The following is a 23,504-nucleotide window of genomic DNA, read 5'->3' on the forward strand; positions in this document are numbered from 1 at the left end:
GGTTTCGTTAAGATCGGTGTCGATATGGACAAACCCTACCTCCTCGCCATCGACCAGGGCACCACCAGCTCGCGGGCGATGCTGTTCGACCGCGGTGGTGCGGTGGTGGGCATGGCCCAGCGCGAATTCGAGCAGCTGTTCCCGCAGCCGGGCTGGGTGGAACACGACCCGCGCGAGATCCTGGGCAGCGTGCAGAGCACGATCGTGGAGGCGATGACGCGGGCGCAGGTCAGCGCTTCGCAGATCGCCGGCATCGGCATCACCAACCAGCGCGAGACCACGGTGGTGTGGGACCGCAACACTGGCCAGGCGATCCACAACGCCATCGTCTGGCAGTCGCGGCAGACCGCGGACATCTGCGAACAGTTGAAGGCCGATGGTCATGCGGACCTGGTGCGCGAACGCACCGGCCTGCTGATCGATGCCTATTTCAGCGGCACCAAGGTGAAGTGGATCCTCGACCACGTGCCCGGTGCCCGCGCGCGCGCCGAACGCGGTGAGTTGTTGTTCGGCACCATCGACAGCTGGCTGTTGTGGAACCTGTCCGAGGACCGCACCCACGCCACCGACGTCAGCAACGCCTCGCGCACGCTGATGTACGACATCCACAAGAAGCAGTGGTGCCCCGACTTGTTGCGCATGCTGGACGTGCCGGCGGCGATGCTGCCGGAGGTACGCGACAGCAGCACGGTCTATGCGCATACCGGGGCGCAATCGGTGTTCGGCCATCGGGTGCCGATCAGCGGCATCGCTGGCGACCAGCAGGCTGCGTTGTTTGGGCATGCGTGCTTCGAGCCGGGCATGGCCAAGAACACCTACGGCACCGGCTGTTTTCTGCTGATGAACACCGGCGCGAAGGCGGTGCAATCGAACAACGGATTGCTGACCACGATCGCGTGGAGCCTCAATGGCGAAGTGGAATACGCACTGGAAGGCAGCGTGTTCGCGGCGGGCTCGGCGATCCAGTGGCTGCGCGATGGCCTGCGCATGCTGGGCAAGGCCGGCGATTCGCAGGCCTATGCGGAACGGGCGCTGTCGTCGGACGGAGTGTATTTCGTACCGGCCTTCGTCGGCCTGGGCGCGCCGTACTGGCGCAGCGATGTACGCGGGTCGATGTTCGGGCTGACGCGGGGCACGACCAAGGAGCATTTCATCCGCGCGGTGCTGGAATCGCTGGCCTACCAGACCCGCGATGTGCTGACCGCGATGCAGGTCGACGCGGGCTTGACCTTGAAGGCGTTGCGGGTGGACGGCGGCGCCATCGCCAATGATTTCACCGCGCAGTTCCAGGCCGACCTTCTGGATATCGCGGTGGAGCGGCCGTCAGTGAAGGAATCCACGGCGCTGGGCGCGGCCTATCTGGCAGGGCTGGCGGTGGGGTTCTGGGAAAGCCGGGAACAGATCGCGCGGCAGCGACAGGTGGAGCGGACGTTCGTGCCGGAGATGGTGGCGGAGCGACGGCAGCGGTTGTACGGGGGATGGAAGCGTGCAGTTGAGGCTACTATGGTGTTTGGATCTGGGAAATAGTGGGCCAAGCCTGTACTGAATCTGCATGGCGGATACTTCTCGTGCTTACTGAGCTCTGAAGCGCTAGGAAGGAGATTGACTGGCGTGTCGCACGGACCTGAATTCGGCGAGTCACGCAGTGTAGTTCCAGTTGGCGGCGGAATTCCAATATCGCGATTCTATGTGCCCGACCTCCATTTACGAGCCAAGTTCAGAGATTTTCTACCAACTGCTTTGCGCAAGCAGTGGTTAGCATCATCCGCCGCCTTTCATGCGGAAGTTTGTAACTGCGCAGAATGCAGAGCGATCATCAACGGCAATGCGGACAACTTTCAACTTTACGGAGAAAGCGAAGTTAAAAGCATCAAACGTAAAAATGGGGTAGTACGTATTGAGTTTCCGACAACTGAAGCGAAGAAGCGTTGCCTTAGACATTATCTTTGTAGAAAGAAGGCAGAGTTTGAGGCTATTTCAAATGGCACAAGAGCAAGTCTTGTAGCCGACCTTGACACCTCTTATAACAAGTTTTTAGGCGCTGAATCTGTGGAAGTTATTTCTCATCTTCAAAGATGGAAACGGGTGATCCAGGAGCTGGAGGGGCTGTAGTCTGGTCGGGTCTGCAGCTTGCCAATCATAGAGATCAGCAGAAGATCCGCGATTGCAACAACCATTCAATCCACGCAAGGCATTTTTTCTTGTCTTCCTTCTCCGATCCCCAAGCCGTAGCCCGCTACGCCACCGGCCCCGTCCGGCAGGTGCCCGGTTTCCACGCCATGCAGCAGATGGCTTCACTACTGCTGGCCGAAACCGTACCGCAGGATGGTCATGTGCTGGTGCTCGGCGCCGGTGGCGGCCTGGAACTGAAAGTGTTCGCCGACGCGCACGCCGGCTGGCGGTTCACCGGCGTCGATCCCTCCGCTGAAATGCTGGCGCTGGCGAAAGAAACCCTGGGCCCGCTCGCCCCGCGCGTAGAACTGGTCGAAGGCTATATTGACACCGCGCCCGTCGGACCTTTCGACGGCGCCACCTGCCTGCTGACCCTGCATTTCCTGCCTGCGGAAGAGCGCCTGCACACATTGAAGGAACTGGCGCGACGCTTGAAACCCGGCGCGCCGCTCATCGTCGCCCACCACAGCTTTCCGTTGGCCGATGGCGCCAAGGAGCGTTGGCTGGAACGCTACGCCGCCTTCGCCATTGCCGCCGGCGGCATTCCCGCCGCCGACGCACGCAACGCAGTCGCCGCCATCGGCAGCCGCCTGCCCGTGATCCCGCCCGAACAGGATGTCGCACTGCTGCACGAAGCAGGCTTCGGCCACGTCGAACTGTTCTACGCAGCATTCACCTTCAAGGGTTGGATCGCGTACCGCAACCCATAGCTCGCGTAGGGTAGAACCCGCGCACGGGTGTCCCGGCGAATTCGATAGGCCTCTGTTGGCTCCACAGCTCCGGCGCCGCCGGCGATCAGCACAGTGCTGCGGATGCCCTACCCACGGGCTAAATAAATCCTGAATTCCGCCTGCGGCGCGACCCTTGAAACCGCCATCGAGCAAACCATTTTGCGCCTTGGCACGAAGTTGCCATCCACAACACTTCATCAGGAGAATTGCCATGGCAAAGCATTTGGTTGGCCAGGCCACCTGGCCCAGTCAGAACCCCTCCCAGGACCCGCTGCAGCAACTGTTCAACCGCCTCTTCGATGGCGGCCTGCACCAGGGCGGCAACGAGGATTCCAATGTGGTGACCAGCCAGTGGGTCCCGCATGTGGACATCAGGGAAGAAAGCGACCGCTTCGTCCTGCTGGCCGACATCCCCGGCGTCGAGCCCGCCGATATCGAGGTGCAGATGGACAAGGGCATGTTGGCCATCAAGGGCGAGCGCACCGTGGAGAACCGCAGCGAAGGCACCAGCTTCTCGCGGCTCGAGCGTCAACACGGCGTCTTCCACCGCCGCTTCGCCCTGCCGGACAGCGCCAATCCCGAAGGCATCACCGCCTCGGGCAGGAACGGCGTGCTGGAGATCGTCATTCCCAAGCGGCCGGAGACCACGCCCCGGCGTATCCAGGTAGGCAGCACCCTCAACTCCTGACTGCATCGTCCGCAGCGTCATCCGTATAGCCAGTCGCCCTGCGCCGCGCCGGGCGACTACAGCGCTAAGGGCGCATGCAGGCCTGCGGACCCGCCGACCCTGAAATGAAAAGGTGAAGCACCATGGATCGAACCGCCGAGGAAATCATCTGCGACCTCCAGGCCCAGGTCTACGCGCTGCGCGTCGCCCTGCGCGCATTGGCCCAGACCCATCCCGATCCCAATCAGCTGCTTAAGGCCTGGCACGAAGCACTTGGCGAATCCACGGCCGGCCCGGTGGTGCCCGCCTATGCGCGGCAAAGCGAATACCTTGCCGAAAGATGCCAGGCCTTTGCCGAAGACTGGACCGCCGAACTGGTGGAACTCGCGGTGCCCACGCGCAAGCCGACGCCGCAATAGACGGAGGCGCGGCGGTTTCGCGATAGAGGTTTCGCGATAGGATCGGGAGGCCGAACAGACCCTGGAATCCATTTGCCTTCGTTCTCCGATCCCCAAGCCGTAGCCCGCTACGCCACCGGCCCCGTCAGGCAGGTGCCCGGCTTCCACGCCATGCAGCAGATGGCCTCACTGCTGCTGGCCGAGACCGTGCCGCAGGACGGCCATGTGATGGTGCTCGGCGCCGGTGGTGGCCTGGAACTGAAAGTGTTCGCCGACGCGCACGCCGGCTGGCGGTTCACCGGCGTCGATCCCTCCGCTGAAATGCTGGCGCTGGCGAAAGAGACTTTGGGTTCGCTCGCGGCGCGCGTCGATCTGGTCGAAGGCTATATCGACACCGCGCCCGCCGGCCCCTTCGACGGCGCCACCTGCCTGCTGACCCTGCACTTCCTGCCTGCGGAAGAACGCCTGCACACATTGAAAGAGCTGGCGCGAAGGTTGAAGCCCGGCGCGCCGCTCATCGTCGCCCACCACAGCTTTCCCCTGGCCGATGGCGGCAAGGCACGCTGGCTGGAACGCTACGCCGCCTTCGCCGTCGCTTCAGGCGGCATATCCGCCGCCGACGCACGCAATGCAGTCGCCGCCATCGGCAGCCGACTTCCCGTAATCGCGCCCGAACACGACGTCGCCCTGCTGCAGGAAGCAGGCTTCGACAACATCGAACTGTTCTACGCAGCGTTCACCTTCAAGGGCTGGATCGCCTACAAGCGAGCCTAGAACTCCAACGAAGCGGCGGGCAACGCAAACCATGTCTCTTACGTCTGGCCGCTTATTCCACCCCTCTCGCCACAGGAGCCGAACATGGCAGACAGCGACCTGGTCTTCTACGTCAAGCTGCACGTCAAGCCGGAATGCATCGACGAATGGAAACGTGCAGTGACCGACATCGTCGAGCAGATGTCGCATGAGGCCGCTTTTGTTTCCTGCTACCTGCACCAGGACGCGCAGCAGTCCAACCTCTTCGTGCTCTACGAACGCTGGAACGAACCCAGCGTCGACGCGTTCCTGCAACACCAGGACACACCCTACCGCCGCGCTTACGAGGCACGCCTGCCCGCCCTGCTCGAACGACCCAGGGAACCCACCGTCCTGCTGCCGATCAACGAGTGGCACAAGTAACGGGTAAACCCGAAACGCGGGTGAGTCGGCCGCAGGTCTTCCCTTTGACACCATCGCAACGGCTTGCCGGCGAAGGTCGACTGAAACCTGCCCGGCGAAGCCGAATTGAACCCACTCTTCACTCCTGATGGCCGCTACCTGATCGTTCGCGACCGCCTGTGGCGCGCAGCGAATCCGGGATTGAGCGCCGAAGCCAGGTCCGGTCTGGTCAACGCCTTGATGACCGCAAGACGCGAGGTCGGCATCGCGCTTCGCAACAAGGATGGCACGCGCCTGGCACAAGCCCGCATCGCGGTGCATGCCGCCAAGGTCGCGCTGGGCGAACGAGGCGCCGTCTGGTGGACGGATGGCACCCGGGATTTCAATCGCTGCCTGGTGAAGAACACGCCCTATGCGGAGTGGTACCTGGGAACGCAGGCAATGAAATGAATCCGCGCAGGGCGGAACCCGCACCTCGGGACCTGCACGCCGAAGGAAGTCCCCGTGGGGGACATCGTTGCGACGGGCACTACCCGATCTTCCTTCGATACCGGACACGCAGGACGGGTGAAGCACGGCGGGCATGCCGTTTCCTTCGGCCCTGCCGCATCTGGCCAGCAAGCAACGGGCATGCCTCCTTGCCCGAGCCTTGTTGTGGACCCGGATCCCGTCTGTGCCATAAGTCGGGTGGCCGCCCAGCACATCACGGCACCCTGTCGCCCACCCGAGAATGGGCAACCACCCTGCCCTGGAAACGCCATGCCCGAAGTCTCGCTGTTACGGCTCTACCTGCTCAGGGCGATGTACCTGCTGATCGCGGCAGGCCTTGGCATCGTCCTCTGGCCTTCGATTGTTTCCTCGGCCGGCACCGCGGCGGATTCGAACACCGTGGTCATGGCACTGCTGGGCTCGTTGTCGCTGCTGTGCTTACTGGGCATTCGCTACCCGCTTCGAATGCTGCCGCTGCTGATCTTCGAACTGGTGTGGAAGACGATCTGGGTAGTGGCCTTCGCATTGCCACTCTGGTTGGCTGGCACGCTTGATGCTTACGGCCGGGAAACCCTGTTCGCCTGCATGGTTGGAGTGGTACTGGTACCGCTGGTGATCCCCTGGGGCCATGTGTACCGCACCTACCTGGCGGCGCGCGGCGAGGCGTGGACCAGGCGATCCTAGCCTGGCGAAGCGTCACCAAACCTGTCGGCTACGGATCCACCTCGATCCGAGCGCAACAACTGTCGGGTCACGCGTAACGTCACGAAAATCGCAGGAGGGTCCAGGCGAAACCGTTGATCGCCCATGACGGTTCCGCCCGGCCGCGCTTCGCCATCCAATCGGCACTCGACAACTCCGGTTGCCTCGTGCCCACTATGCGATTGTCACCCTTGGGGATTTCCTTGAAACACCCAGCGCGTCATTTCTTCTTCCTGCTTGCCCTGTGCCCATTGTTCTTCTTCCAGGCACAGGCGTCGGCGCCGGCCAGCGCCGACGGCGCGCAGCGCACGGAGCCGTTGGATCTGGATGCCGTCCTCAAGCAGGCCATGGACGGCACGCAAACCCCCGCGCTGGCCGCACTGGTCATGCGCGACGGCAAGATCGCCGGGCAGGCCGTGCGCGGCGTGCGTCGCAACGACCAGCCCGATGCCGTGCGTGCCGATGACGTCTGGCTGATCGGCTCGACCGGCAAGCCGATGACCGTCGCCCTGATCGCCAAGCTGGTCGACCGCGGCGTGCTTTCCTGGGACACGCCACTGGCGAAGATGCTTCCCGACCTGGCCGACTCCATGCGACCGGAATACCGCACGGTGACCCTGGTCCAGTTGCTGTCGCATCGCTCGGGATTGCCCGAGAACATCGGCGACCTCAAGTTCCTGGATACCTTCTTCACCAATTCGCGGCCGCTGCCGCAGCAACGCCTCGACTTGATCACCGCCGCACTGAAGGAAGCGCCGGCCGCCGCGCCGGGCACCGAGTTCGTTTACTGCAACACCGGCTTCCTCATCGCCGCGGTCATCGCCGAACGCGCGGCCGGCGCGGATTTCGAGGAACTGATGCGCCGCGAAGTGTTCCAGCCGCTGGGCATGGACAGCGCCGCTTTCGGCCCCACCCATGACGGCCAACCGCGAGGCCACCGGGGTGGCAAGCCGATCACCGCGATGATGACGAAATCCGACGACGGCGTGCCGATGATGTACACCGCCGCCGGCAACCTGCACATGAGCCTGCACGACTGGGCGCAGTTCTGCCTCGACCAACTGGCCGGAAGCCGCGGCAACGGCAAGCTGCTGGCGCCTGCTTCCTACCGGTTGATGCAGACCGCTCAACCCGGCAGTCCGAGCGGGATGGACTGGGGCGTGCAGGACTCCATCGCCGGACGCAAGGGACCGGTGCTGGTGCATGGCGGCTCCGACGGCAACTGGCTCGCCTGGGCGGTGTTGTTTCCGGAAGCGAACACGGGCGTGCTGGCAGTCGCCAACGCCACCGAGGACATGGGTGGCGACAAGGCGACGAAGGCAGTGCTGGGAACGTTGTTTACGGATTTGAGCCCGGAGAAGTAGGAATACAGCAGGCGCAGGATGGAGCTCGCAGGGTGCGGTAAGCCGCAGGCGCACCGCATCAATCGTGCAACCGTTGGCCTCGGCATGTAATGACGCAAACGATGCGATGCGCCTGCGGCTTACCGCATCCCAAGGGGTCTAAGCGTCCGCTGTCTCGGCCAGCCGACCGGCATCGACGATGCAATTGCGGCCCTGCAACTTGGCCACGTACAAGGCCTTGTCGGCCATCTGCAGCAGCGGCGTGGGCTCGGATCCGTGATCCGGAAATCCGGCGATGCCGAACGACAGCGTGGTCCGCATGTCGTGCCCTTCGAAGGTGACGCGCATCGCCTCGAATTCCTTGCGCAGCGCTTCCGACCGCTGCAGCACGACCGATGGCGGCGTCCGCGGCATTATCAACAGGAATTCCTCGCCGCCGAACCGGCAGGCCAGATCCGCCTCCTGCGCGTGGCGCAGCAGCAAGGCGGCCACGGCCCGGATCATCTTGTCGCCGGCCAGATGCCCGAAATTGTCGTTGATCGCCTTGAAGCGATCGATGTCGATCATGACCAGGGCCAGTTCGGCGCCCATCTCGCGGCATTCGGCCAGTTCCTGCGCCAGCAGGTTATCCAGGTGCCGCCGGTTGAACAGACCCGTCAGCGGATCGCGCGAGGCCTGCTCCTGCAGCTGGGCCTGCAACGAAGTGATTTCCTCAACGCGTATGCCCAACTGCTTGCGGCTTTGGCGCAAGGCCACGCCGCGGGTATACGCATCATCGGCGAACATGAAGAGGTAAAGGGCGAGCGCCAGCATGCACAGGCCGGTGGTCAGCGGGCTGGTGTCGGGCCGGAAGCGCAGGCCGCTGGCCAGCGCCACGATCAGGACACCGGCGAGCATCGCCAGGACCACCTTCGACAAGCCGCGTCGACCGTGGAAGATCATCAGGTTCAGGCATGTACTGATGAACAGGATGAAGGCGATCCAGAGCGGGAACCCCCAACTGGCCACCCAGATGCCGAGCAGCACGTCGTCGACCAGCAGGTTCTGCATTTCGGCGCGCAGGGGATCGGCCGAACGACGCGCCCGCCAGTACACCAGTTGCGGATAAAGCAGGAACTGCAACCCCAACAGGATCCATTGCAACGGGCCCGCCTGGATGAAAACGAAGTGGGTCCCCAGCACCGGGATCATCAATGCGAAGAATGCGGTGCGGTTGCGCCGATTCAACCGCACGACCCAGTGTTCCCGGGTTTCCGCTTCCCTCATGTTGATTTCCCCTGCCGCCAGCGAATTATTTTAGCCGCGGGTGTGTCCCTGATGCAGTGCCGATGTAATCGCCGGGTGTGGCAGGCAACGCGAATTCACCGACAGCAACGGCAGGAGGGACGCATGTCGCGAAACAATCGATCTCTGTTCCTCGTGCACGGGCAAGCGGTCGCTCGCGGCTTGCGCCCCGAAGGAAGTTCCTCTGGGGGACGTCGCTCCTGCGGACACCGCGTCATATTCCTTCGGTCCGGAACCCGCAGATCTTTTGACCCGGCATAGCCCAGGCAAGCGAACCGCCCCCGGGGCGTTTCTTGTGACCGGGATTCCTTCAGAAAGCGACGCGGCACGAGGCTAGCGAATTGCACCCGGCAACGCCTTCTGCAATGCTCGACCCACATCCGACCCTTCGCTGGAGACCGCCATGCGCATCGCCCTGCCCCTGATCGCCGCCCTGCTGCTGGCCGCTTGCAGTTCCACCGAATACCGCGACACCAACGCCGCCGTCGATGCCAATCCCCTGTGCGTCGGCCTGGACCGCGATGCGCCGGTCAACCTCGGCCCGAAGGAATGCGAGCGCAAGACGGAGACCGTGCTGTTCCAGTCCGAACCCAAGGACAGCAAGCCGATCGACTTCAGCGGCAAAAAGGACGACTGAAGATATTTCGGGGCATGGATCGGGGTTGGCAAGCTCACCCGATCTCCTGGCCTGCTTTGCTGAAAGAGGCGATTCACCGCCATCACCACGCTGGCGATTGACTGCGCGACGCCATGGCTCTATCAAGGCGCATCGCCACGCCAGGCTCCATCATGATCACTGCAGCGACTCCGCGACGTTCCATCAACTGGAAACAGGCCGTATATGGCGGACTGCTGATCGCCCTGGGCGATGCGCTCTTCGCCATTGCCGTCTGGTTCGAATGGACCACGAAAGGCCTGACCCAGGTGTTCCAGAGCATCGCCGTCGGCGTGCTGGGCAAGGCGAGCTACGAGGGCGGCACGGCGACCGCCCTGCTGGGCGCGGGATTGCACGTGGCCATGGCCATCGCCTTCGTTGCGGTCTGCATCGTGCTCGGCCTGCGCTTCCGCCTGCTGGTGGAAAAGCCGGTGACGAGCGGCCTGCTCTACGGCGCGGGACTGTACGTGGCGATGAACTTCGTGGTGATGCCGCTGTCCCGCGTGGATGCATCGCCTTCGTTCAAGCATCTGGACACGATGGCGATGAGCGTAGCGGCGCATATGCTGTTCGGCGTGGCATGCACACTGTTCGCGCGGCGGGCGCGGCGGATGGGATCATCGCCTGCGCCGAAGCGCGGCAAGCCGAGCGACTTCGGCGGCAAGAGCGATGACTGAGAAACCTTCCATCCGGACTCCCGGCGCAGCTCCATAAAAAAACCGGCGCACCAGGCGCCGGTTTTTCGTTGCACCGCCTTCCTGCTTACCTGTTCTTTGCAGCGCAGGACGCGATCCGGTCGGCTTGCGCGGAAGTAACCAGACCGCTGGTTTCCAGCCTGTCCTTGTAGGCGGACATGCAGCTTTGATAAGCGCCATGGTTCCTGGCGTTGATCTCGCAGATGTTGCTCTGCGCCTGCACGTTGGCACCGATGATCAGGCCGCCTTCCTGGACGACCGGGACGCCGGTGTCGCAACCGCCGATCCGCGCGTTGCCCGGATTGAGCGTCCAGCCTTCATCGTTGAACAGGGCCGGGGTCAGGTCGACGTTGTAATTGGCCGCGAGCGACGCCGTGATCGCGGGCTCCATCAACGCGTTGGGACTGGTGCTGGTGTCGTAGTGCGAGAACGAAGATCCCTGCGCCACCGGGTTGGGCGCATACAGCAACGCATAACCATTGCTGTCGGCACCCTGCAACTGGCCGGGAATCGAAGCGATGGTCACGTTCACGCCCGGCAGGCCGGCCTTGATGGTCGCGCCGTTGGCCTGGGAGATGCTGAGCGTCGGCACCGTCGCCGCGACCGAGGCGTCCTCGCCCATCGAGATCACGCCCGAAGCGTTGTTGGCCACGAGCACGGCCTTGGCGCCCGCATCTTCGGCGAACTTCGCCTTGATCTCGAACGCGCAGGTACCGCGATCCACCAGCGCCACCTTGCCCGCGTACGCGCCTGCCGGCGAGGCGAAGCAGCCTTGCGATGGCGATGCGCTGCCGTCGTTGACCAGGACCACGCTGCCGCTGAAGTTGGCCGCCGTCGCCGGCGCGCCGAACGACGCCGTGCCGTAGACGAAATCTCCGGAAGCCGTACCACTGGCCCGGACCACGGTCTTTTCATCGAGTACCAGCGGCACCTGGGCGGTCACCTGCGGTCCGCGGAAAGCCAGGTTGTTGCCGACCACCGCCGCCACGCGTCCGGCGTTGGTCAGCTGGTACCAGCCCTTCTGCGACACGTTGTCGAACACGAAGCGCGAATAGATGTCCTGGTAACCCGCCAGCGGCGCGCCGTTGATCACGTTGCCGAACCCGGAAAAGCCCAGGCCGTGCGCGATCTCGTGCATGACCACATTGAGGAAGTTGGTCTTGCCGGCCGGCGTGTTGCCATCAAGCCCGTAGTACCAGCCCGAACCCGGCGAGCAAGCCGAACCATCGGGATTGGTCAGGCCGAAGGAAGCATTGAAGCGGCTGATGATGTCGACGCCGGCGCCTTCCTGCAGGTCTTCGCCGACGAGCGCGTCGGCCAGTGCGCCGTGGTAGAGCGTATCGGGCTGGCCGGGCTCGGTGAGGATGTAGATGGGCGAGGTACCCGCCGAACCCAGCACCGTGCCGGTGGCGTCGCAGCGCAGCGCCTGGAAACTGGCCTGCACGCGGATGTCCGCATCGCTCTCCAGCACCGCGCCCCACAGATCGGCGGCGAACTGATAGGCGATGCGGCGTTGTTCGCCGACGCTGGTGCCGGGATTGCCGCCCGCGGGCGCCAGCGGGGTGGGATCGTTCAGACCCTGTCCAGCGGGATCGGCATTGATCGGGATGACGTTGGCGGCGACGGCGTTGCCGGCGAAGAGCGCGGCACCGAGGCAGCTGAGCAGGAGTGTCTTCTTCATTTCACTTCTCCCTGCTTGTCCTGCGCCGGCAGCGATTCGCCTTCCGCGAGATGTTGATAGGTCACCGTGCCGTCGGCATGGTGCACGGCGACCAGGTTGACCATGCGGTCCTCCGGCAGCTGCAGCTCGACGATGCCGCGCGCAGCGACGCGTCTGCTCGCGATCGCTTCCTGTTCGGTCTTGGGCGGCGTGACCCGCTTCGCCTTGCTGTTTGCGTTGCCGCGGACGAAATCACCCTTGTCGCGCTTGCTCTTGCCGTTCTGTGACTGGGCGACAGCCGGCACGACGATGCTTGCGGCGCCGAGCAAGGCGACGGCCGCGAGCAATACCTGTTTGATGGCTCTGCGTTTCACGAATGGAACTCCTTGGTGGGTGACGGGCGGGGGCCCGAAGACGTTGCGACCGGCACGTGTCCCCTGGGATCGGCCGGTGCGTGGAGGACTTTGCTTTCGAGCAGCCCAGCCACACGCCGACCCTAGCCAGTTCATTTGGCCAGAACAAGACCGGCGTCACTTTTCCAATGTGATAAAGCCAAAGCACCGAGACCCGTCCGGACGCGTGGCTGCAAGAACCCAGCAGCGGTAATCATTCCCTGCGGGGCTCGGGCATCCCGGGGCAGCCGGGCCAGGCGACTGACACGGGACCGGCGCGATCTTTTTGTTGCGAGACAGCAAGACCCAGCGTGAGTGGCGGAGCCCGGGTGCATCGAAGCCGCGGTGTTCGACCCTGGCCGCAAGGTTCCTGATACCCGCTCGCAACACTCCGCGGCCCGGTGCCGATACTGTCCAGGCTTGCGCACGACGTGCGCGGGTCGCGCGCGCACGCTTCAAGAAGCCGCACGCGATACTGCTCAGTGTCGCGCCCGTGCATCCACACTCTCGCGGCCGGGATTTCGAAAGATCCCGCAGGGTGGGCTTCAGCCCACCGCTTTCGTCCCGGCGTCAATGCAACTCGAGACATTGCGAGGGTGGGCCAAGGCCCACCCTACGGGCCCAGCCAGCCCTTCGCTGCGGCCGTGCGCGCATACCCGTAAAGATAGACCGCGATCACCACCAGCATCGCCGGCATCGCCAGACCGGCCGGTCCGTAGGCCTGCCATGCCGGCGTGGCCACGAAGATGCCCGCCACCTGCACCACGATGGCCAGCAGCGAAACCATGAACAATGGCGGCGCCAGGCGCTTCCGCAACAACAAGGCCAGCGATCCAAGCACGCCGAACACGACCGCTACGCCGAAGGCGATATCGACCCACGGCGGCGTGGCCGCGTGCACCTGTTGTTGCGCTGCCGGCATGGCGGCCACCATTGCCGGGGTCAGCCTGACCTGCACGACGAACATCGCCAGGCCGATCAGGTTCCATACCAGGGCCACGAAGGCGATCACCCAGAAAGTCCAGCGACGCGGAGAAACGCTAGCGGTATTCATCCTTTCCTCTCCCAAGAAGTGATGGTGGCCGGCCAGCTCGGCCGGCACGCCATGATGTCATGGGTGGATCATCGTCGGCCGAACCCCGTAGGAGCGGGCCTTGCCCGCGATGCTCTTCGGTCACATCGGGTGGAGCCAAAAGCATCGCGGGCAAGGCCCGCTCCTACGAAGGTACGACGTTCACGCCTTACGCCTTCGCCCCACCCTCTTCCGGTTTGACCTTGAACCATGCCGCGTACAGCGCCGGCAGGAACAGCAGGGTCAGGGCGGTGGCCACGGTCAGGCCGCCCATGATCGCCACCGCCATCGGGCCGAAGAACGCGCTGCGCGACAGCGGGATCATCGCCAGCACCGCGGCCATCGCGGTCAGCACGATCGGGCGGAAGCGGCGCACGGTGGCGTCGATGATCGCGTGCCAGCGGTCGTGGCCGGCGTCGATGTCCTGCTGGATCTGGTCGACCAGGATGACCGAGTTGCGCATGATCATGCCGGCCAGTGCGATCGTGCCGAGCATGGCCACGAAACCGAACGGCACCCGGAACACCAGCAGCGCGAAGGTCACGCCGATCAGGCCGAGCGGAGCGGTCAGCATGACCAGGGCCATGCGCGAGAAGCTGCGCAACTGCAGCATCAGCAGCGTGGCCACGACCAGCAGGAACAGCGGCATGCCGGCGGCGATCGACTTCTGTCCGCGTCCGGAATCCTCGACCGTGCCGCCGGTTTCCAGCAGGTAACCTTCGGGCAGGGTCGCGCGGATCTTTTCCAGCGTCGGCAGTATCGTCGCGGTAACCGACGGCGGGGTCACGCCGTCGCGGATGTCGGCGCGCACGGTGACCGTGGGCAGGCGGTTGCGATGCCAGATGACGCCGTCCTCGAACGCGTATTCGATGTTGGCGATCTGCGACAGCGGCACGCTGCCGTTGGGCGTGGGCACGGCCAGGCTGCCGAGCAGGTCCAGGCGTACGCGTTCGTCGTCGGGACCGCGCAGCAGGATCTCGATCAGCTCGTTGCCTTCGCGATAGGTGCTCACGCGCAAGCCCGACAGCGAACTGGTGAGGAAGTGCGACACGTCGGCGGTGCTGACGCCCAGCGCGCGGGCGCGGTCCTGGTCGATGCTCAGGCGCACGACCTTGCTGGGTTCGTCCCAGTCCAGGTTGACGTTGGTGACGTCGGGATTGGCGCGCACCTGCGCGGCGACCTGCCTGGCCAGCGCCTGGACCCGGTCGATATGTTCGCCGGCGATGCGGAACTGGATCGGATAACCGACCGGCGGGCCGTTCTCCAGACGGGTGACGCGGAACTGCAGCTGCGGGAACTGCGGGCCGACTTCATCGATCATCCAGCTGCGCAACGCCTCGCGCGCGGGCAGGTCCTTGGCGGTGACCACGAACTGGGTGAAATTGGCCTGCGGCAACTGCTGGTCCAGCGGCAGGTAGAAACGCGGCGAACCGGTGCCGACGTAGGCGACGTAATTGTCGATGTCGCTGCGCGTGGCCAGCAGCTTCTCCAGTTTCTCGGCCTGGGCCTGGGTGGAACGCAGCGAGGAACCTTCGGCCAGTTCCAGGTCGACCATCAGTTCCGGCCGGGTCGAATCGGGGAAGAACTGCTGCGGCACGAAACGGAACATCACGATGGACAGCACGAAGGCGAGCACGGTGATCCCGATCACCAGCCAGCGATGGCGAAGGCAGGCGTCGAGCAGCTTGCGGTAACGCTGGTAGAAACGACTCTGGTAAGGGTCATGCTCGCGACCGTCGTGGAGCTTGGGCGCGAGCACGTCGGCGAACGCGGGGAAACGATCCGCGAGGCGTGCGCGAAAACCATTCCAGCGCGCCGCCAGCGAGCCTGCTCTGGGTGGCCTGGGCTGGTCCAGGTCGGGCAGCATCTTGTCGCCCAGGTACGGGATGAACAGCACCGCCGCGATCCACGACACGACCAGGGCGATCGTCACTACCTGGAACAGCGAGCGGGTGTATTCGCCGGTGCCCGAGGCCGCGGTGGCGATGGGCAGGAAACCGGCGGCGGTCACCAGCGTGCCGGTGAGCATCGGGAACGCGGTGGAGGTGTAGGCGAAGCTGGCCGCGCGCATGCGGTCGTAGCCTTGCTCCATCTTGATCGCCATCATCTCCACGGCGATGATCGCGTCGTCGACGAGCAGACCGAGCGCGAGCACCAGCGCGCCGAGCGAGATCTTGTGCAGACCGATGTTGAAGTAATGCATCACCGCGAAGGTCATCGCCAGCACCAGCGGGATGGTCACCGCGACGACCAGGCCGGTGCGCAGGCCCAGCGAGAAGAAACTCACCAGCAGCACGATGACCACGGCCTCGGTCAGCACGCGCACGAATTCGCCGACCGAATCCTCGACCGAATGCGGCTGGTCGGAGACTTTGCGCAGCTGCATGCCGAGCGGCAGGGTCTTCTGCAGGCGTTCGAATGCCGCGTCCAGGGTCTTGCCCAGGCGGATGATGTCGCCGCCGTTCTTCATCGCCACCGCCAGGCCGATCGCGTCCTGGCCCATGAAGCGCATCTTCGGCGCGGACGGATCCGCGAAGCCGCGATAGACCTCGGCGATATCGCCCAGGCGCACGGTGCGGCCGCCGGCCCGGATCGGGAAATCGCGGATGTCCTTGACCGAGGCGAAGGCGCCGCTGACCCGCAATTGCACGCGGTCGCTGGTGGTCTCGAAGAAGCCGGCCGAAGTCACCGCGTTCTGCTGGTCCAGCGCCTCCTGGACCACGTTCAACGGAATGCCGAGCGTGGCCAGCTTGGTGTTCGACAGCTCGATCCAGACCTTCTCGTCCTGCAGGCCGATCAGTTCGACCTTGCCCACGTCGGCGACGCGCTGCAGTTCCAGCTGGATGCGGTCGGCGTAGTCCTTCATCACCGCGTAGTCGAAACCCGGGCCGGTGAGCGCGTAGATGTTGCCGAAGGTGTCGCCGAATTCGTCGTTGAAGAACGGGCCGACCACGCCTTCGGGCAGCGTGGCCCGGATGTCGCCGACCTTCTTGCGCGCCTGGTACCAGAGCTCGGGAATCTCGTCGGAATGCATCGAATCGCGGGCCACGAAGATGACCTGCGATTCGCCGGGGCGCGAATACGAGCGGATGTATTCGTAATTGCCGGTGGTCATCAGCGCCTTCTCGATGCGCTCGGTGACTTGCTGGGAAACCTCGTTGGCGGCAGCGCCGGGCCACACCGTGCGCACCACCATCACCTTGAAGGTGAAGGGCGGGTCTTCGGACTGGCCCAGGTGGCGATAGGACCAGGCGCCGATGATGCCGAGCACGATCATCGCGTACAGCACCAGGCTGCGATGGGTCAGCGCCCATTCGGAAAGATTGAAGCGCTTCATGGCTCAGTCCTTGTGTCCCCTCTCCCGCAAGCGGGAGAGGGTCAGAGTGAGGGAACAGACGACAGGGGCGCTGACAGATGCGCCGCTTCGCGACGCGCCCCCATCCCATCCCCGGGTCAGATCCGGGGCAGGCTCTTGCCCCGCAAGCGAAGGAGGGGGGATCGGTGCCGGGCATGAATCGTGTCGTGTCGCTTCAATTTCCACTGACATGATCTCGCTCCGCCTCATTTCGATTTGATGGGCCGGTTGTCGCGATCCACCGGCGACACCGGCTGGTCCTCGCGCAACAGGTGCCCGCCGGCGCCAACCACCCAATCGTCGGCCTTCACCCCGGCCAGTACCGGCACGTCGGTTTCGCCGTAACGGCCGAGCTGCACGGGTTGCGACTTCACCTTGCCGGTCCGCGGATCGACCACCCAGACCGCGGTAGCGCCGCCGGCGCCGCGCTGGATCGCCGACAGCGGCAGGCTGAGGGCGGCTTCGGCTCCGGTTTCCTGCACATAGACGCGGGCGCTCTGGCCCAGCTCGACCGCCTTGGCCGCGTCGCCGACCAGGTTGACGCGGGCGGCGTAGGTCCGGGTCTGCGGGTCTGCGGCGGGGGAGATTTCACGGATCGTCCCGGGCAGGCGTTCGCCCGGTGCATTCCACAATTCCACCAGCACCGGTTGGCCGACGACGAACTGGCGGATGCGGTTCTCGGGCAGCGAGATGGCGACCTCGCGGCCCTGGTCGGCGGCCAGGGTGAACACGGTCTGGCCGGCGGCGACGACCTGTCCGGCTTCGACCTGGCGGGTGGCGATGACGCCATCGCGCGGTGCGCGCAATTGCGAATAGGCGGCCTGGTTGCGGGCTACGTCGAGTTGCGCGCGGGCGGCGCGGGCCTGGCCTTCGGCCGCCTTGTAGGCGGCGTTCTGCGCATCGTAGGTCGATTGGCTGACCAGTTTGTCGCCGACCAGCTTGGCGTAGCGGTCGCGATCGCCACGGGCGCGGACCAGGTCGGCCTCGGCGGCAGCGAGCTGGGCCTGGGCGGACTGGGCTTGCAGGCTGAGATCGTCGGCATCGAGTACCGCCAGCACCTGGCCCTGCTTGACCCGGGTGCCCGCATCCACGTCGCGGCGGACCAGCTTGCCGCCGACCCGGAACGAAAGCGGGCTTTCCTCGCGCGCATGCACTTCACCGGCATAGGCGGACAAGGCCGCCTGCGCGCCGCCGCCGGGATGCACCACCAGCACCGGGCGAGCCGTCTCGGAGGTTTCGACCTGGCCGCCACAACCGGCGAGACCGGCGAGCAGGACGAGGATTGCGAGGAGGCGCAAACTGCTCATGGGTCGGATACTCCGTATGGTTGGCCGTGATTGGGCAATAAGTGGACTTGGCGGTATAGTATAAATATCGAACCGATTAGTCTAGTATTCGCAGATGGTCAGCAATGCCTCTCCCGCCAGCCGCCCCAAGACCGCGGCCAAGACCGCAAGCCCCGGCCGCCCCAAGGACCTGGGCAAGCGCGCCGCGATCCTGGAAGCCGCCAAGCGACTGTTCTCGAACGAAGGCTTCAACGGCGCCAGCATGGACCAGATCGCGGCCGAGGCCGGGGTTTCCAAACTCACTGTGTACAGCCATTTCGGCGACAAGGAGGCCCTGTTCTCCGCCGCGGTGCGGGCCAAGTGCGAGGAGATGCTGCCGGACGACCTGTTCGCCCAGGAGCTGAAAGGCCCGCTGCGGGCGCAGCTCAAGGTCATCGCCAACGCCTTTTTCGCCCTGGTCAGCAGCGACGAGGCGATCAGTACCCAGCGCATGATGATGGCGCTCGGCCAGGCCGACGACCCCTTGCGCAAGCTGTTCTGGGAAGCCGGCCCGCAGCGCACCCACGATGCCTTCGCCGCCTTCCTGCAGTCGCGGGTAGAGGCCGGGGAGCTGCAGATCCCCGATGTGTCGCGCGCGGCCGAACAGTTCTTTTCGCTGATCAAGGGCGAAATGCACGGGCGCATGATCTGCGGCCTGTGCGCCAAGCCCTCGCGCGGCGACGTGGCGACGCATATTGAGGCCACCGTGGACATGTTCCTGCGCGCCTATGCGGTGCGATAAGTGGACATCTCCATTGCCGGATGGGACGAAGGTCGCGATGACTTCCGGCACTGCGTATGGGTGTACTACTACGGCGATGCTGTTGTTCAGCGGAATGCCGCCTCGAAGCACGCCCCGAGCCGCTAAAATGCCCGGCTCCCGAGCAGATGACTCCACCCGGATGACCCCATGATGATCGATTACAGCCAAGCCCGCGAAATGATGGTCGAGCAGCAGGTGCGTCCCTGGGACGTGCTGGATGCGCGCGTGCTGGAAGCGTTGGCCACGTTGCCGCGCGAGGCTTTCGTTCCCGAGATCCACCGCGCCCTGGCCTATGCCGACGTGGAGATCCCGTTGGGCCATGGCCAGAAGATGATGAAGCCGGTGGTCGAAGGCCGCACCCTGCAGGGCCTGCTGCTGCAGCCCGGCGAAGAGGTGCTGGAAATCGGCACCGGCGGCGGCTACCTGGCCGCGTGCATGGGCGCGCTGGCGCGTGAAGTGGTCAGCCTGGAAATCAATCCGGAGCTGGCCGCGCGCGCGCGCCATCAGTTGGATATCAGCGGCCACGGCAACAATGTCCGCGTCGAGAACGTCGATGCGCTGGATTACGCCACCGACCGCCGCTTCGACGCGATCTGCGTCACCGCCGCAGTCGAGGCGGTACCGCCACGATTCCTGCAATGGCTGCGTCCGGGTGGACGCCTGTTCGTGGTCCGCGGCCGTTCGCCGGTCATGGAAGCGGTGCTGGTCCACAACGAAGTCAACGGACCGCGCATCGAATCGTTGTTTGAAACCGACCTCCCCTACCTCGCCGGCGCGGCCCCCGCGCCGGAATTCGTCTTTTGATTGAACAAGGAAACCGCATGAGCCGCCGCCCCCTAGTCCTCGCGCTCGCCCTGGCCTTGCCCGCATTCGCCACCATCGATGCGGCCAGCGCCACCGACCTGATGCAGACCTATGAACTCGCCCGTGCCGGCGACCCGCAGCTGGCCGCCGCCGAATCCGGGCGCCTGGCGCAGAAGGAAGGCGCCGTGCAGGCACGCGCCAACCTGCTGCCGCAGGTCAACGGCAGCGCCTCGCTCAGCCGCAGCCGCAACGAGGAGGACGGCGTACCGGGCAGCTTGACCAACACCACCCGCAGCTACGGCCTGCGGGTTGACCAATCGATCCTCGATTTCAGCCGCTATTCGACCCTGCGCGGGCAGAAGGCGCTGAGCCAGGCCGCCGACTTCGACCTGGAAGCGGCCAACGATTCGCTGATCACGCGTACCTCCGCCGCGTATTTCAACGTGCTGGTGGCGATCGAGACCCTGGCCGCGGCCGAAGCGCAGCAGACCGCGCTGCAGAAGCAGTTCGACTACGCGCAGAAACGCCTGGACGTGGGCCTGGCCCCGATCACCGACGTGCACGAAGCCCGCGCCCAGTACGACAGCGCCCGCGCCAGCGTGATCACCAGCCAGAACGCCTTGAAGGACGCGTACGAGGCCCTGACCGAGATCACCGGCCAGCCGATCAGCAATCTGAAAGCGCTGCCGGACGACTTCCGCCCGGTGCTGCCGACCGATTACGACGCCGAAGGCTGGGTCAGCACTGCCGTCGCCACCAACCCGGCGCTGAAGTCGCTGGAATACCAGGTGCAGTCGGCCGACGCCAGCGTGGCCACCGCGCGCGCCGGGCACCTGCCCACGCTGTCGCTCGGCGGCAGCTGGGGCAAGGATGCGGCCTGGGGCGATACGGCCAACGGCGGCAGCGGCACCGGCACCACGGTCGGCCTGACCCTGAGCGTTCCGATCTTCTCCGGCGGCGCCACCCAGTCGCGGGTGCGCGAGGCCCTGGCCAACCGCGACGCGGTCCAGGACGGCTACGAGCAGCAGAAGCGCGCGATCGTGCGCAACACCCGCAACGCCTACCAGACCCTGGAAGCGGGCATCAGCGAGATCGAGGCGCGGCGCCTGGCCCTGGTTTCGGCCAAGGCGGCGTACGAAGCCTCGCAGGTCGGCCTGGAAGTCGGCACCCGCACCGTGCTGGACGTGCTGATCAACCAGCAGAACCTGTTCCAGGCCCAGCAGAACTACGCGCTGGCCAAGTACAACTACCTGCAGAACCGCCTGCTGCTGGACCAGGCCGCCGGCACCCTGGACGGCAGCGACGTGCAGGACGTGAACCGCCTGCTGACCGTGGATGCGGACACGCAGCTGGCGCCCGCCACGCCGTAATCCGCGGTTGCGGCAACGGCTTGATCGATTGCGGCGAACCCCGGTTCGCCGTAATCGTTTGCGATATCCGATCGGTTTTGCGGGAGGGACTTCAGTCCCGACGCTTGCGCGCAGAATGCGCCGGGGCTGAAGCCCCTCCCACACCCTTCCACACGAGCAGGATCGAACTTCTACGCGTTACCGGAAGGCAGATCGGCATCGATCATCTGCAGGGTCCTGGCCAGCGCGCCACGCCCCTGCTCCACCAGTGCGCGTCCGGCTCCGGAGATCCTGTCGCGCGCTTGCGGATCCGCGAGCAGCTCGCCGAGCGCCTGTGCGATACCGTCCGCATCGTCGGCGACCACCAGCGCGCCGGCTTCGCGCAGGCGCCGCGAGATCTCGACGAAGTTGTGCAGGTGCGGGCCGGTGACCATGGCGGTGCCGACCGCGGCGGGCTCGAGCAGGTTGTGCCCGCCGACCGGCTGCAGGCTGCCGCCGACGAAGGCGGCCTCGGCGCAGGCGTAGAACGCCATCAGTTCGCCCATCGTGTCGATCACGAATACGTCGTCATCGTCGCCAGGCCAAGTCGATTTCCTGCGCGTGGCCACCTTCCAGCCAGCGGCCTGGGCCTGTTCGGCCACGCGCCCGAAACGTTCCGGATGTCGCGGTGCCCACAGCAGCAGCAGCTCCGGCCAACGCTCGCGCAAGCGCCGATGGATGGCGACCACCGCGGCTTCTTCCTCTTCGTGGGTGCTGGCGGCGATCCACACCGGGCGCTGCCCCACGTTGTCCCTGAAGGTCTGCACGAAGTCGTCGAGCCCTTCGGGCACGGCGATGTCGAACTTGAGGTTGCCGGTATCGATCACGCCCTCGCGCGTCGCCCCCAGGGCGACGAAACGCCCGGCATCGGCGGAGGATTGCGCGCCGATGCACCGCAGCGTGCGCACCACCCGCGCGATCAGCGGGGCCAGTGCCCGGTAACCGCGCAGCGAGCGCGCCGACAGCCGCGCGTTGAGGATGTAGGCCGGGATGCCGCGATCGCGGCAACCGAACAGCAGGTTGGGCCACAACTCGGTTTCCATGACCAGCGCCAGTCGCGGCCGGTAATGGCGCAGAAAACGCGACACCGCGCCAGGCAGGTCGTAGGGCACATAGACGTGTTCGACCTCGTCGCCCCACAACGCGCGTACTCGCGCCGAGCCGGTCGGGGTGATGGTGGTGACCAGCCAGCGCCATTCGGGGTGCGCCTTGCGCAGCGCATCGACCACCGGCGCGGCGGCGTTGACCTCGCCCATCGACACCGCGTGCAACCACACATCGGTCTGCCGCGCAGGGTGCGGGTACGAGGCATAGCGCTCGTTCCAACGCTGGAAATACTCGCGAAAGCGGAACCCGCGCCAGATCAGGTGATAGACCGTGACCGGCGTCAGTACATAGAGCACGGCCGAATACAGGCCACGCAGGAAACGCTCGGTCAGGTCCATCCGCATCGAAGAAGGATAACCAACTGAACCGTTAGAATCGCTGTATGGCAGAACACCGAATCGACAACGACCCCGCGCCGAAGGGCTTGCGCCAGTGGCCTGCCTGGCTGGGCATCGGCCTGGCCGCGCTGCTGGCCCGGCTGCCGTGGCGGCTGCAGCGCGTGCTCGGGCACTGGCTGGGCGGGTTGCTGCACGCGGTGCTGCGCGATCGCCGGCACGTGGCCGAACGCAACATCGCCCTGTGCTTCCCGGAACTGGAAACCACGCAACGGGCGGCGCTGGTGCGCAAGAGTTTCTCGGAACTGGGCATCGGCCTGTTCGAGTTCGCCCGCGCCTGGTGGGGCAGCGTGCAGCCGATGCGTCGCGGCCTGCGCGTGGAAGGGCTGGAACATCTGGCGGCCGCGCGCGAAGGCGGGCGCGGGGTGATCGTGATTTCCGGACACTTCACCACCCTGGAGATCGCCGCGCGGCTGATGTGCGACCACGCGCCACTGGCCGGCATGTACCGTCCGCACGACCAGGGCGCGATGGAGTGGGCGGTCAAGCACGGACGCCTGCGCTATGCGACGCACATGTTCACCCGCGAGGAGCTGCGGCCGGCGTTGAAGCATCTCAAGCAGGGCGGGTTGCTGTGGTTCGCGCCCGACCAGGACACGCGGCGCGGCGAAAGCGTGTTCGTGCCGTTTTTCGGCCTGCCCGCGTACAGCCTGACTTCGACCCACCAGCTGGCGCGCCTGTCCGGCGCGGCGGTGATCGCCTTCGCCCACGAACGCCGCGCCGATGGCGGCTACACGCTACGCCTGTCGCCGGCCTTCGCGGACTTCCCCGGCAAGGATGCGACCGCCGATACCGCGCGGGTGATGGCGGCCATCGAGGCGATGGTGCGCAAGGCGCCGGCGCAATACCTGTGGATCCACCGCCGCTTCAAGCGCCAGCCCGATGGCCGCGGAAAACTCTACGAATGACCCATAGGGTGGGCCCCGGCCCACCTTCCGGAATCTTGCAACAC

Annotated in this window: 23 protein-coding genes; 16 read left to right on the forward strand and 7 right to left on the reverse strand. The window is 65.4% G+C overall.

All coding sequences use genetic code 11. The features are described from left to right. Positions 1 to 24: 24 nt before the first annotated feature. The 10 genes from glpK to CSC74_RS10610 all read left to right on the forward strand — a co-directional run bounded on the left by glpK (position 25) and on the right by CSC74_RS10610 (position 7,678). Positions 25 to 1,527, forward strand: coding sequence for a glycerol kinase GlpK (gene glpK / locus CSC74_RS10565; RefSeq protein ID WP_162314425.1), 1,503 nt, complete (start codon positions 25 to 27; stop codon positions 1,525 to 1,527). Between the two features lie 84 nt (positions 1,528 to 1,611). Next, complete coding sequence (locus CSC74_RS10570; RefSeq protein WP_162314426.1) at positions 1,612 to 2,112, forward strand: hypothetical protein; 501 nt, start codon at positions 1,612 to 1,614, stop codon at positions 2,110 to 2,112. Between the two features lie 89 nt (positions 2,113 to 2,201). After that, a complete protein-coding gene (locus CSC74_RS10575; protein ID WP_162314427.1) occupies positions 2,202 to 2,882 on the forward strand; it encodes a class I SAM-dependent methyltransferase in 681 nt (226 codons plus the stop codon). A gap of 232 nt (positions 2,883 to 3,114) precedes the next feature. After that, positions 3,115 to 3,591, forward strand: coding sequence for an Hsp20/alpha crystallin family protein (locus CSC74_RS10580; RefSeq protein ID WP_162314428.1), 477 nt, complete (start codon positions 3,115 to 3,117; stop codon positions 3,589 to 3,591). A gap of 122 nt (positions 3,592 to 3,713) precedes the next feature. Beyond that, positions 3,714 to 3,989, forward strand: coding sequence for a hypothetical protein (locus CSC74_RS10585; protein WP_162314429.1), 276 nt, complete (start codon positions 3,714 to 3,716; stop codon positions 3,987 to 3,989). 72 nt (positions 3,990 to 4,061) lie between these two features. After that, complete coding sequence (locus CSC74_RS10590; RefSeq protein WP_162314430.1) at positions 4,062 to 4,742, forward strand: class I SAM-dependent methyltransferase; 681 nt, start codon at positions 4,062 to 4,064, stop codon at positions 4,740 to 4,742. An 84-nt stretch (positions 4,743 to 4,826) separates the two neighbouring features. Beyond that, entirely contained in the window at positions 4,827 to 5,144 is a 318-nt protein-coding gene (locus CSC74_RS10595; protein ID WP_162314431.1) for a putative quinol monooxygenase, read from the forward strand. Between the two features lie 87 nt (positions 5,145 to 5,231). Next, on the forward strand, positions 5,232 to 5,573 hold the full coding sequence (locus CSC74_RS10600; RefSeq protein WP_425501458.1) for a hypothetical protein: 342 nt from the start codon (positions 5,232 to 5,234) through the stop codon (positions 5,571 to 5,573). A gap of 309 nt (positions 5,574 to 5,882) precedes the next feature. Continuing rightward, positions 5,883 to 6,296 carry a hypothetical protein gene (locus CSC74_RS10605; protein WP_162314433.1) on the forward strand — a complete coding sequence of 138 codons (414 nt, stop codon included), beginning with the start codon at positions 5,883 to 5,885 and terminating at the stop codon, positions 6,294 to 6,296. Positions 6,297 to 6,517: 221 nt separating this feature from the next. Further along, on the forward strand, positions 6,518 to 7,678 hold the full coding sequence (locus CSC74_RS10610; protein ID WP_162314434.1) for a serine hydrolase domain-containing protein: 1,161 nt from the start codon (positions 6,518 to 6,520) through the stop codon (positions 7,676 to 7,678). Between the two features lie 138 nt (positions 7,679 to 7,816). Here the strand turns inward: CSC74_RS10610 and CSC74_RS10615 are convergent, their stop codons facing one another. After that, positions 7,817 to 8,923, reverse strand: a complete 1,107-nt coding sequence (locus CSC74_RS10615; protein ID WP_162314435.1) for a sensor domain-containing diguanylate cyclase — start codon at positions 8,921 to 8,923, stop codon at positions 7,817 to 7,819. A 421-nt stretch (positions 8,924 to 9,344) separates the two neighbouring features. On the opposite strand from CSC74_RS10615, the gene CSC74_RS10620 reads away from it, so the two are divergent. Both CSC74_RS10620 and CSC74_RS10625 read left to right on the forward strand, forming a co-directional pair. Continuing rightward, entirely contained in the window at positions 9,345 to 9,578 is a 234-nt protein-coding gene (locus CSC74_RS10620) for a hypothetical protein (protein WP_162314436.1), read from the forward strand. Positions 9,579 to 9,730: 152 nt separating this feature from the next. Beyond that, positions 9,731 to 10,273 carry a hypothetical protein gene (locus CSC74_RS10625; RefSeq protein ID WP_162314437.1) on the forward strand — a complete coding sequence of 181 codons (543 nt, stop codon included), beginning with the start codon at positions 9,731 to 9,733 and terminating at the stop codon, positions 10,271 to 10,273. An 85-nt stretch (positions 10,274 to 10,358) separates the two neighbouring features. Here CSC74_RS10625 and CSC74_RS10630 read toward each other — a convergent pair whose 3' ends face one another. The 5 genes from CSC74_RS10630 to CSC74_RS10650 form a co-directional block, all read right to left on the reverse strand. Next, on the reverse strand, positions 10,359 to 11,972 hold the full coding sequence (locus CSC74_RS10630) for a PA domain-containing protein (protein ID WP_162314438.1): 1,614 nt from the start codon (positions 11,970 to 11,972) through the stop codon (positions 10,359 to 10,361). Continuing rightward, positions 11,969 to 12,325, reverse strand: a complete 357-nt coding sequence (locus CSC74_RS10635; protein ID WP_162314439.1) for a hypothetical protein — start codon at positions 12,323 to 12,325, stop codon at positions 11,969 to 11,971. Before CSC74_RS10635 ends, CSC74_RS10630 begins: the two co-directional genes overlap by 4 nt. A gap of 631 nt (positions 12,326 to 12,956) precedes the next feature. Beyond that, complete coding sequence (locus CSC74_RS10640) at positions 12,957 to 13,397, reverse strand: hypothetical protein (RefSeq protein WP_162314440.1); 441 nt, start codon at positions 13,395 to 13,397, stop codon at positions 12,957 to 12,959. A 187-nt stretch (positions 13,398 to 13,584) separates the two neighbouring features. Beyond that, entirely contained in the window at positions 13,585 to 16,752 is a 3,168-nt protein-coding gene (locus tag CSC74_RS10645; protein ID WP_162314441.1) for an efflux RND transporter permease subunit, read from the reverse strand. Between the two features lie 224 nt (positions 16,753 to 16,976). Continuing rightward, a complete protein-coding gene (locus tag CSC74_RS10650) occupies positions 16,977 to 18,077 on the reverse strand; it encodes an efflux RND transporter periplasmic adaptor subunit (protein ID WP_162314442.1) in 1,101 nt (366 codons plus the stop codon). Positions 18,078 to 18,171: 94 nt separating this feature from the next. Here CSC74_RS10650 and CSC74_RS10655 point away from each other — a divergent pair, with 94 nt between their 5' ends. From CSC74_RS10655 to CSC74_RS10665, 3 genes are all read left to right on the forward strand, one after another. Further along, complete coding sequence (locus CSC74_RS10655; RefSeq protein ID WP_162314443.1) at positions 18,172 to 18,837, forward strand: TetR/AcrR family transcriptional regulator; 666 nt, start codon at positions 18,172 to 18,174, stop codon at positions 18,835 to 18,837. A gap of 168 nt (positions 18,838 to 19,005) precedes the next feature. Then, on the forward strand, positions 19,006 to 19,662 hold the full coding sequence (locus CSC74_RS10660) for a protein-L-isoaspartate O-methyltransferase family protein (protein WP_162314444.1): 657 nt from the start codon (positions 19,006 to 19,008) through the stop codon (positions 19,660 to 19,662). A gap of 17 nt (positions 19,663 to 19,679) precedes the next feature. Continuing rightward, positions 19,680 to 21,032 carry a TolC family outer membrane protein gene (locus CSC74_RS10665; protein WP_162314445.1) on the forward strand — a complete coding sequence of 451 codons (1,353 nt, stop codon included), beginning with the start codon at positions 19,680 to 19,682 and terminating at the stop codon, positions 21,030 to 21,032. Positions 21,033 to 21,202: 170 nt separating this feature from the next. On the opposite strand, the gene waaA is transcribed toward CSC74_RS10665, so the two are convergent. Further along, positions 21,203 to 22,501 carry a lipid IV(A) 3-deoxy-D-manno-octulosonic acid transferase gene (waaA, locus tag CSC74_RS10670; protein WP_162314446.1) on the reverse strand — a complete coding sequence of 433 codons (1,299 nt, stop codon included), beginning with the start codon at positions 22,499 to 22,501 and terminating at the stop codon, positions 21,203 to 21,205. Between the two features lie 38 nt (positions 22,502 to 22,539). Between waaA and lpxL the strand changes: the two genes are divergently transcribed. After that, positions 22,540 to 23,460 (forward strand): LpxL/LpxP family Kdo(2)-lipid IV(A) lauroyl/palmitoleoyl acyltransferase, encoded by a 921-nt coding sequence (lpxL, locus tag CSC74_RS10675; RefSeq protein ID WP_162314447.1) that lies wholly within the window; start codon positions 22,540 to 22,542, stop codon positions 23,458 to 23,460. Positions 23,461 to 23,504: the final 44 nt, after the last annotated feature.

Source organism: Pseudoxanthomonas yeongjuensis (assembly GCF_010093345.1).
Taxonomy (GTDB): domain Bacteria; phylum Pseudomonadota; class Gammaproteobacteria; order Xanthomonadales; family Xanthomonadaceae; genus Pseudoxanthomonas_A; species Pseudoxanthomonas_A yeongjuensis.

Excerpts from the sequence above, each read along its gene's own strand:
- glpK (WP_162314425.1), top strand. The coding sequence starts at position 25 with ATGGACAAACCCTACCTCCTCGCCATCGACCAGGGCACCACCAGCTCG.
- CSC74_RS10580 (WP_162314428.1), top strand. The coding sequence starts at position 3,115 with ATGGCAAAGCATTTGGTTGGCCAGGCCACCTGGCCCAGTCAGAACCCC.
- CSC74_RS10585 (WP_162314429.1), top strand. The coding sequence starts at position 3,714 with ATGGATCGAACCGCCGAGGAAATCATCTGCGACCTCCAGGCCCAGGTC.
- CSC74_RS10595 (WP_162314431.1), top strand. The coding sequence starts at position 4,827 with ATGGCAGACAGCGACCTGGTCTTCTACGTCAAGCTGCACGTCAAGCCG.
- CSC74_RS10605 (WP_162314433.1), top strand. The coding sequence starts at position 5,883 with ATGCCCGAAGTCTCGCTGTTACGGCTCTACCTGCTCAGGGCGATGTAC.
- CSC74_RS10615 (WP_162314435.1), bottom strand. The coding sequence starts at position 8,923 with ATGAGGGAAGCGGAAACCCGGGAACACTGGGTCGTGCGGTTGAATCGG.
- CSC74_RS10620 (WP_162314436.1), top strand. The coding sequence starts at position 9,345 with ATGCGCATCGCCCTGCCCCTGATCGCCGCCCTGCTGCTGGCCGCTTGC.
- CSC74_RS10625 (WP_162314437.1), top strand. The coding sequence starts at position 9,731 with ATGATCACTGCAGCGACTCCGCGACGTTCCATCAACTGGAAACAGGCC.
- CSC74_RS10630 (WP_162314438.1), bottom strand. The coding sequence starts at position 11,972 with ATGAAGAAGACACTCCTGCTCAGCTGCCTCGGTGCCGCGCTCTTCGCC.
- CSC74_RS10640 (WP_162314440.1), bottom strand. The coding sequence starts at position 13,397 with ATGAATACCGCTAGCGTTTCTCCGCGTCGCTGGACTTTCTGGGTGATC.
- CSC74_RS10645 (WP_162314441.1), bottom strand. The coding sequence starts at position 16,752 with ATGAAGCGCTTCAATCTTTCCGAATGGGCGCTGACCCATCGCAGCCTG.
- CSC74_RS10650 (WP_162314442.1), bottom strand. The coding sequence starts at position 18,077 with ATGAGCAGTTTGCGCCTCCTCGCAATCCTCGTCCTGCTCGCCGGTCTC.
- CSC74_RS10655 (WP_162314443.1), top strand. The coding sequence starts at position 18,172 with ATGGTCAGCAATGCCTCTCCCGCCAGCCGCCCCAAGACCGCGGCCAAG.
- CSC74_RS10660 (WP_162314444.1), top strand. The coding sequence starts at position 19,006 with ATGATGATCGATTACAGCCAAGCCCGCGAAATGATGGTCGAGCAGCAG.
- CSC74_RS10665 (WP_162314445.1), top strand. The coding sequence starts at position 19,680 with ATGAGCCGCCGCCCCCTAGTCCTCGCGCTCGCCCTGGCCTTGCCCGCA.
- waaA (WP_162314446.1), bottom strand. The coding sequence starts at position 22,501 with ATGCGGATGGACCTGACCGAGCGTTTCCTGCGTGGCCTGTATTCGGCC.
- lpxL (WP_162314447.1), top strand. The coding sequence starts at position 22,540 with ATGGCAGAACACCGAATCGACAACGACCCCGCGCCGAAGGGCTTGCGC.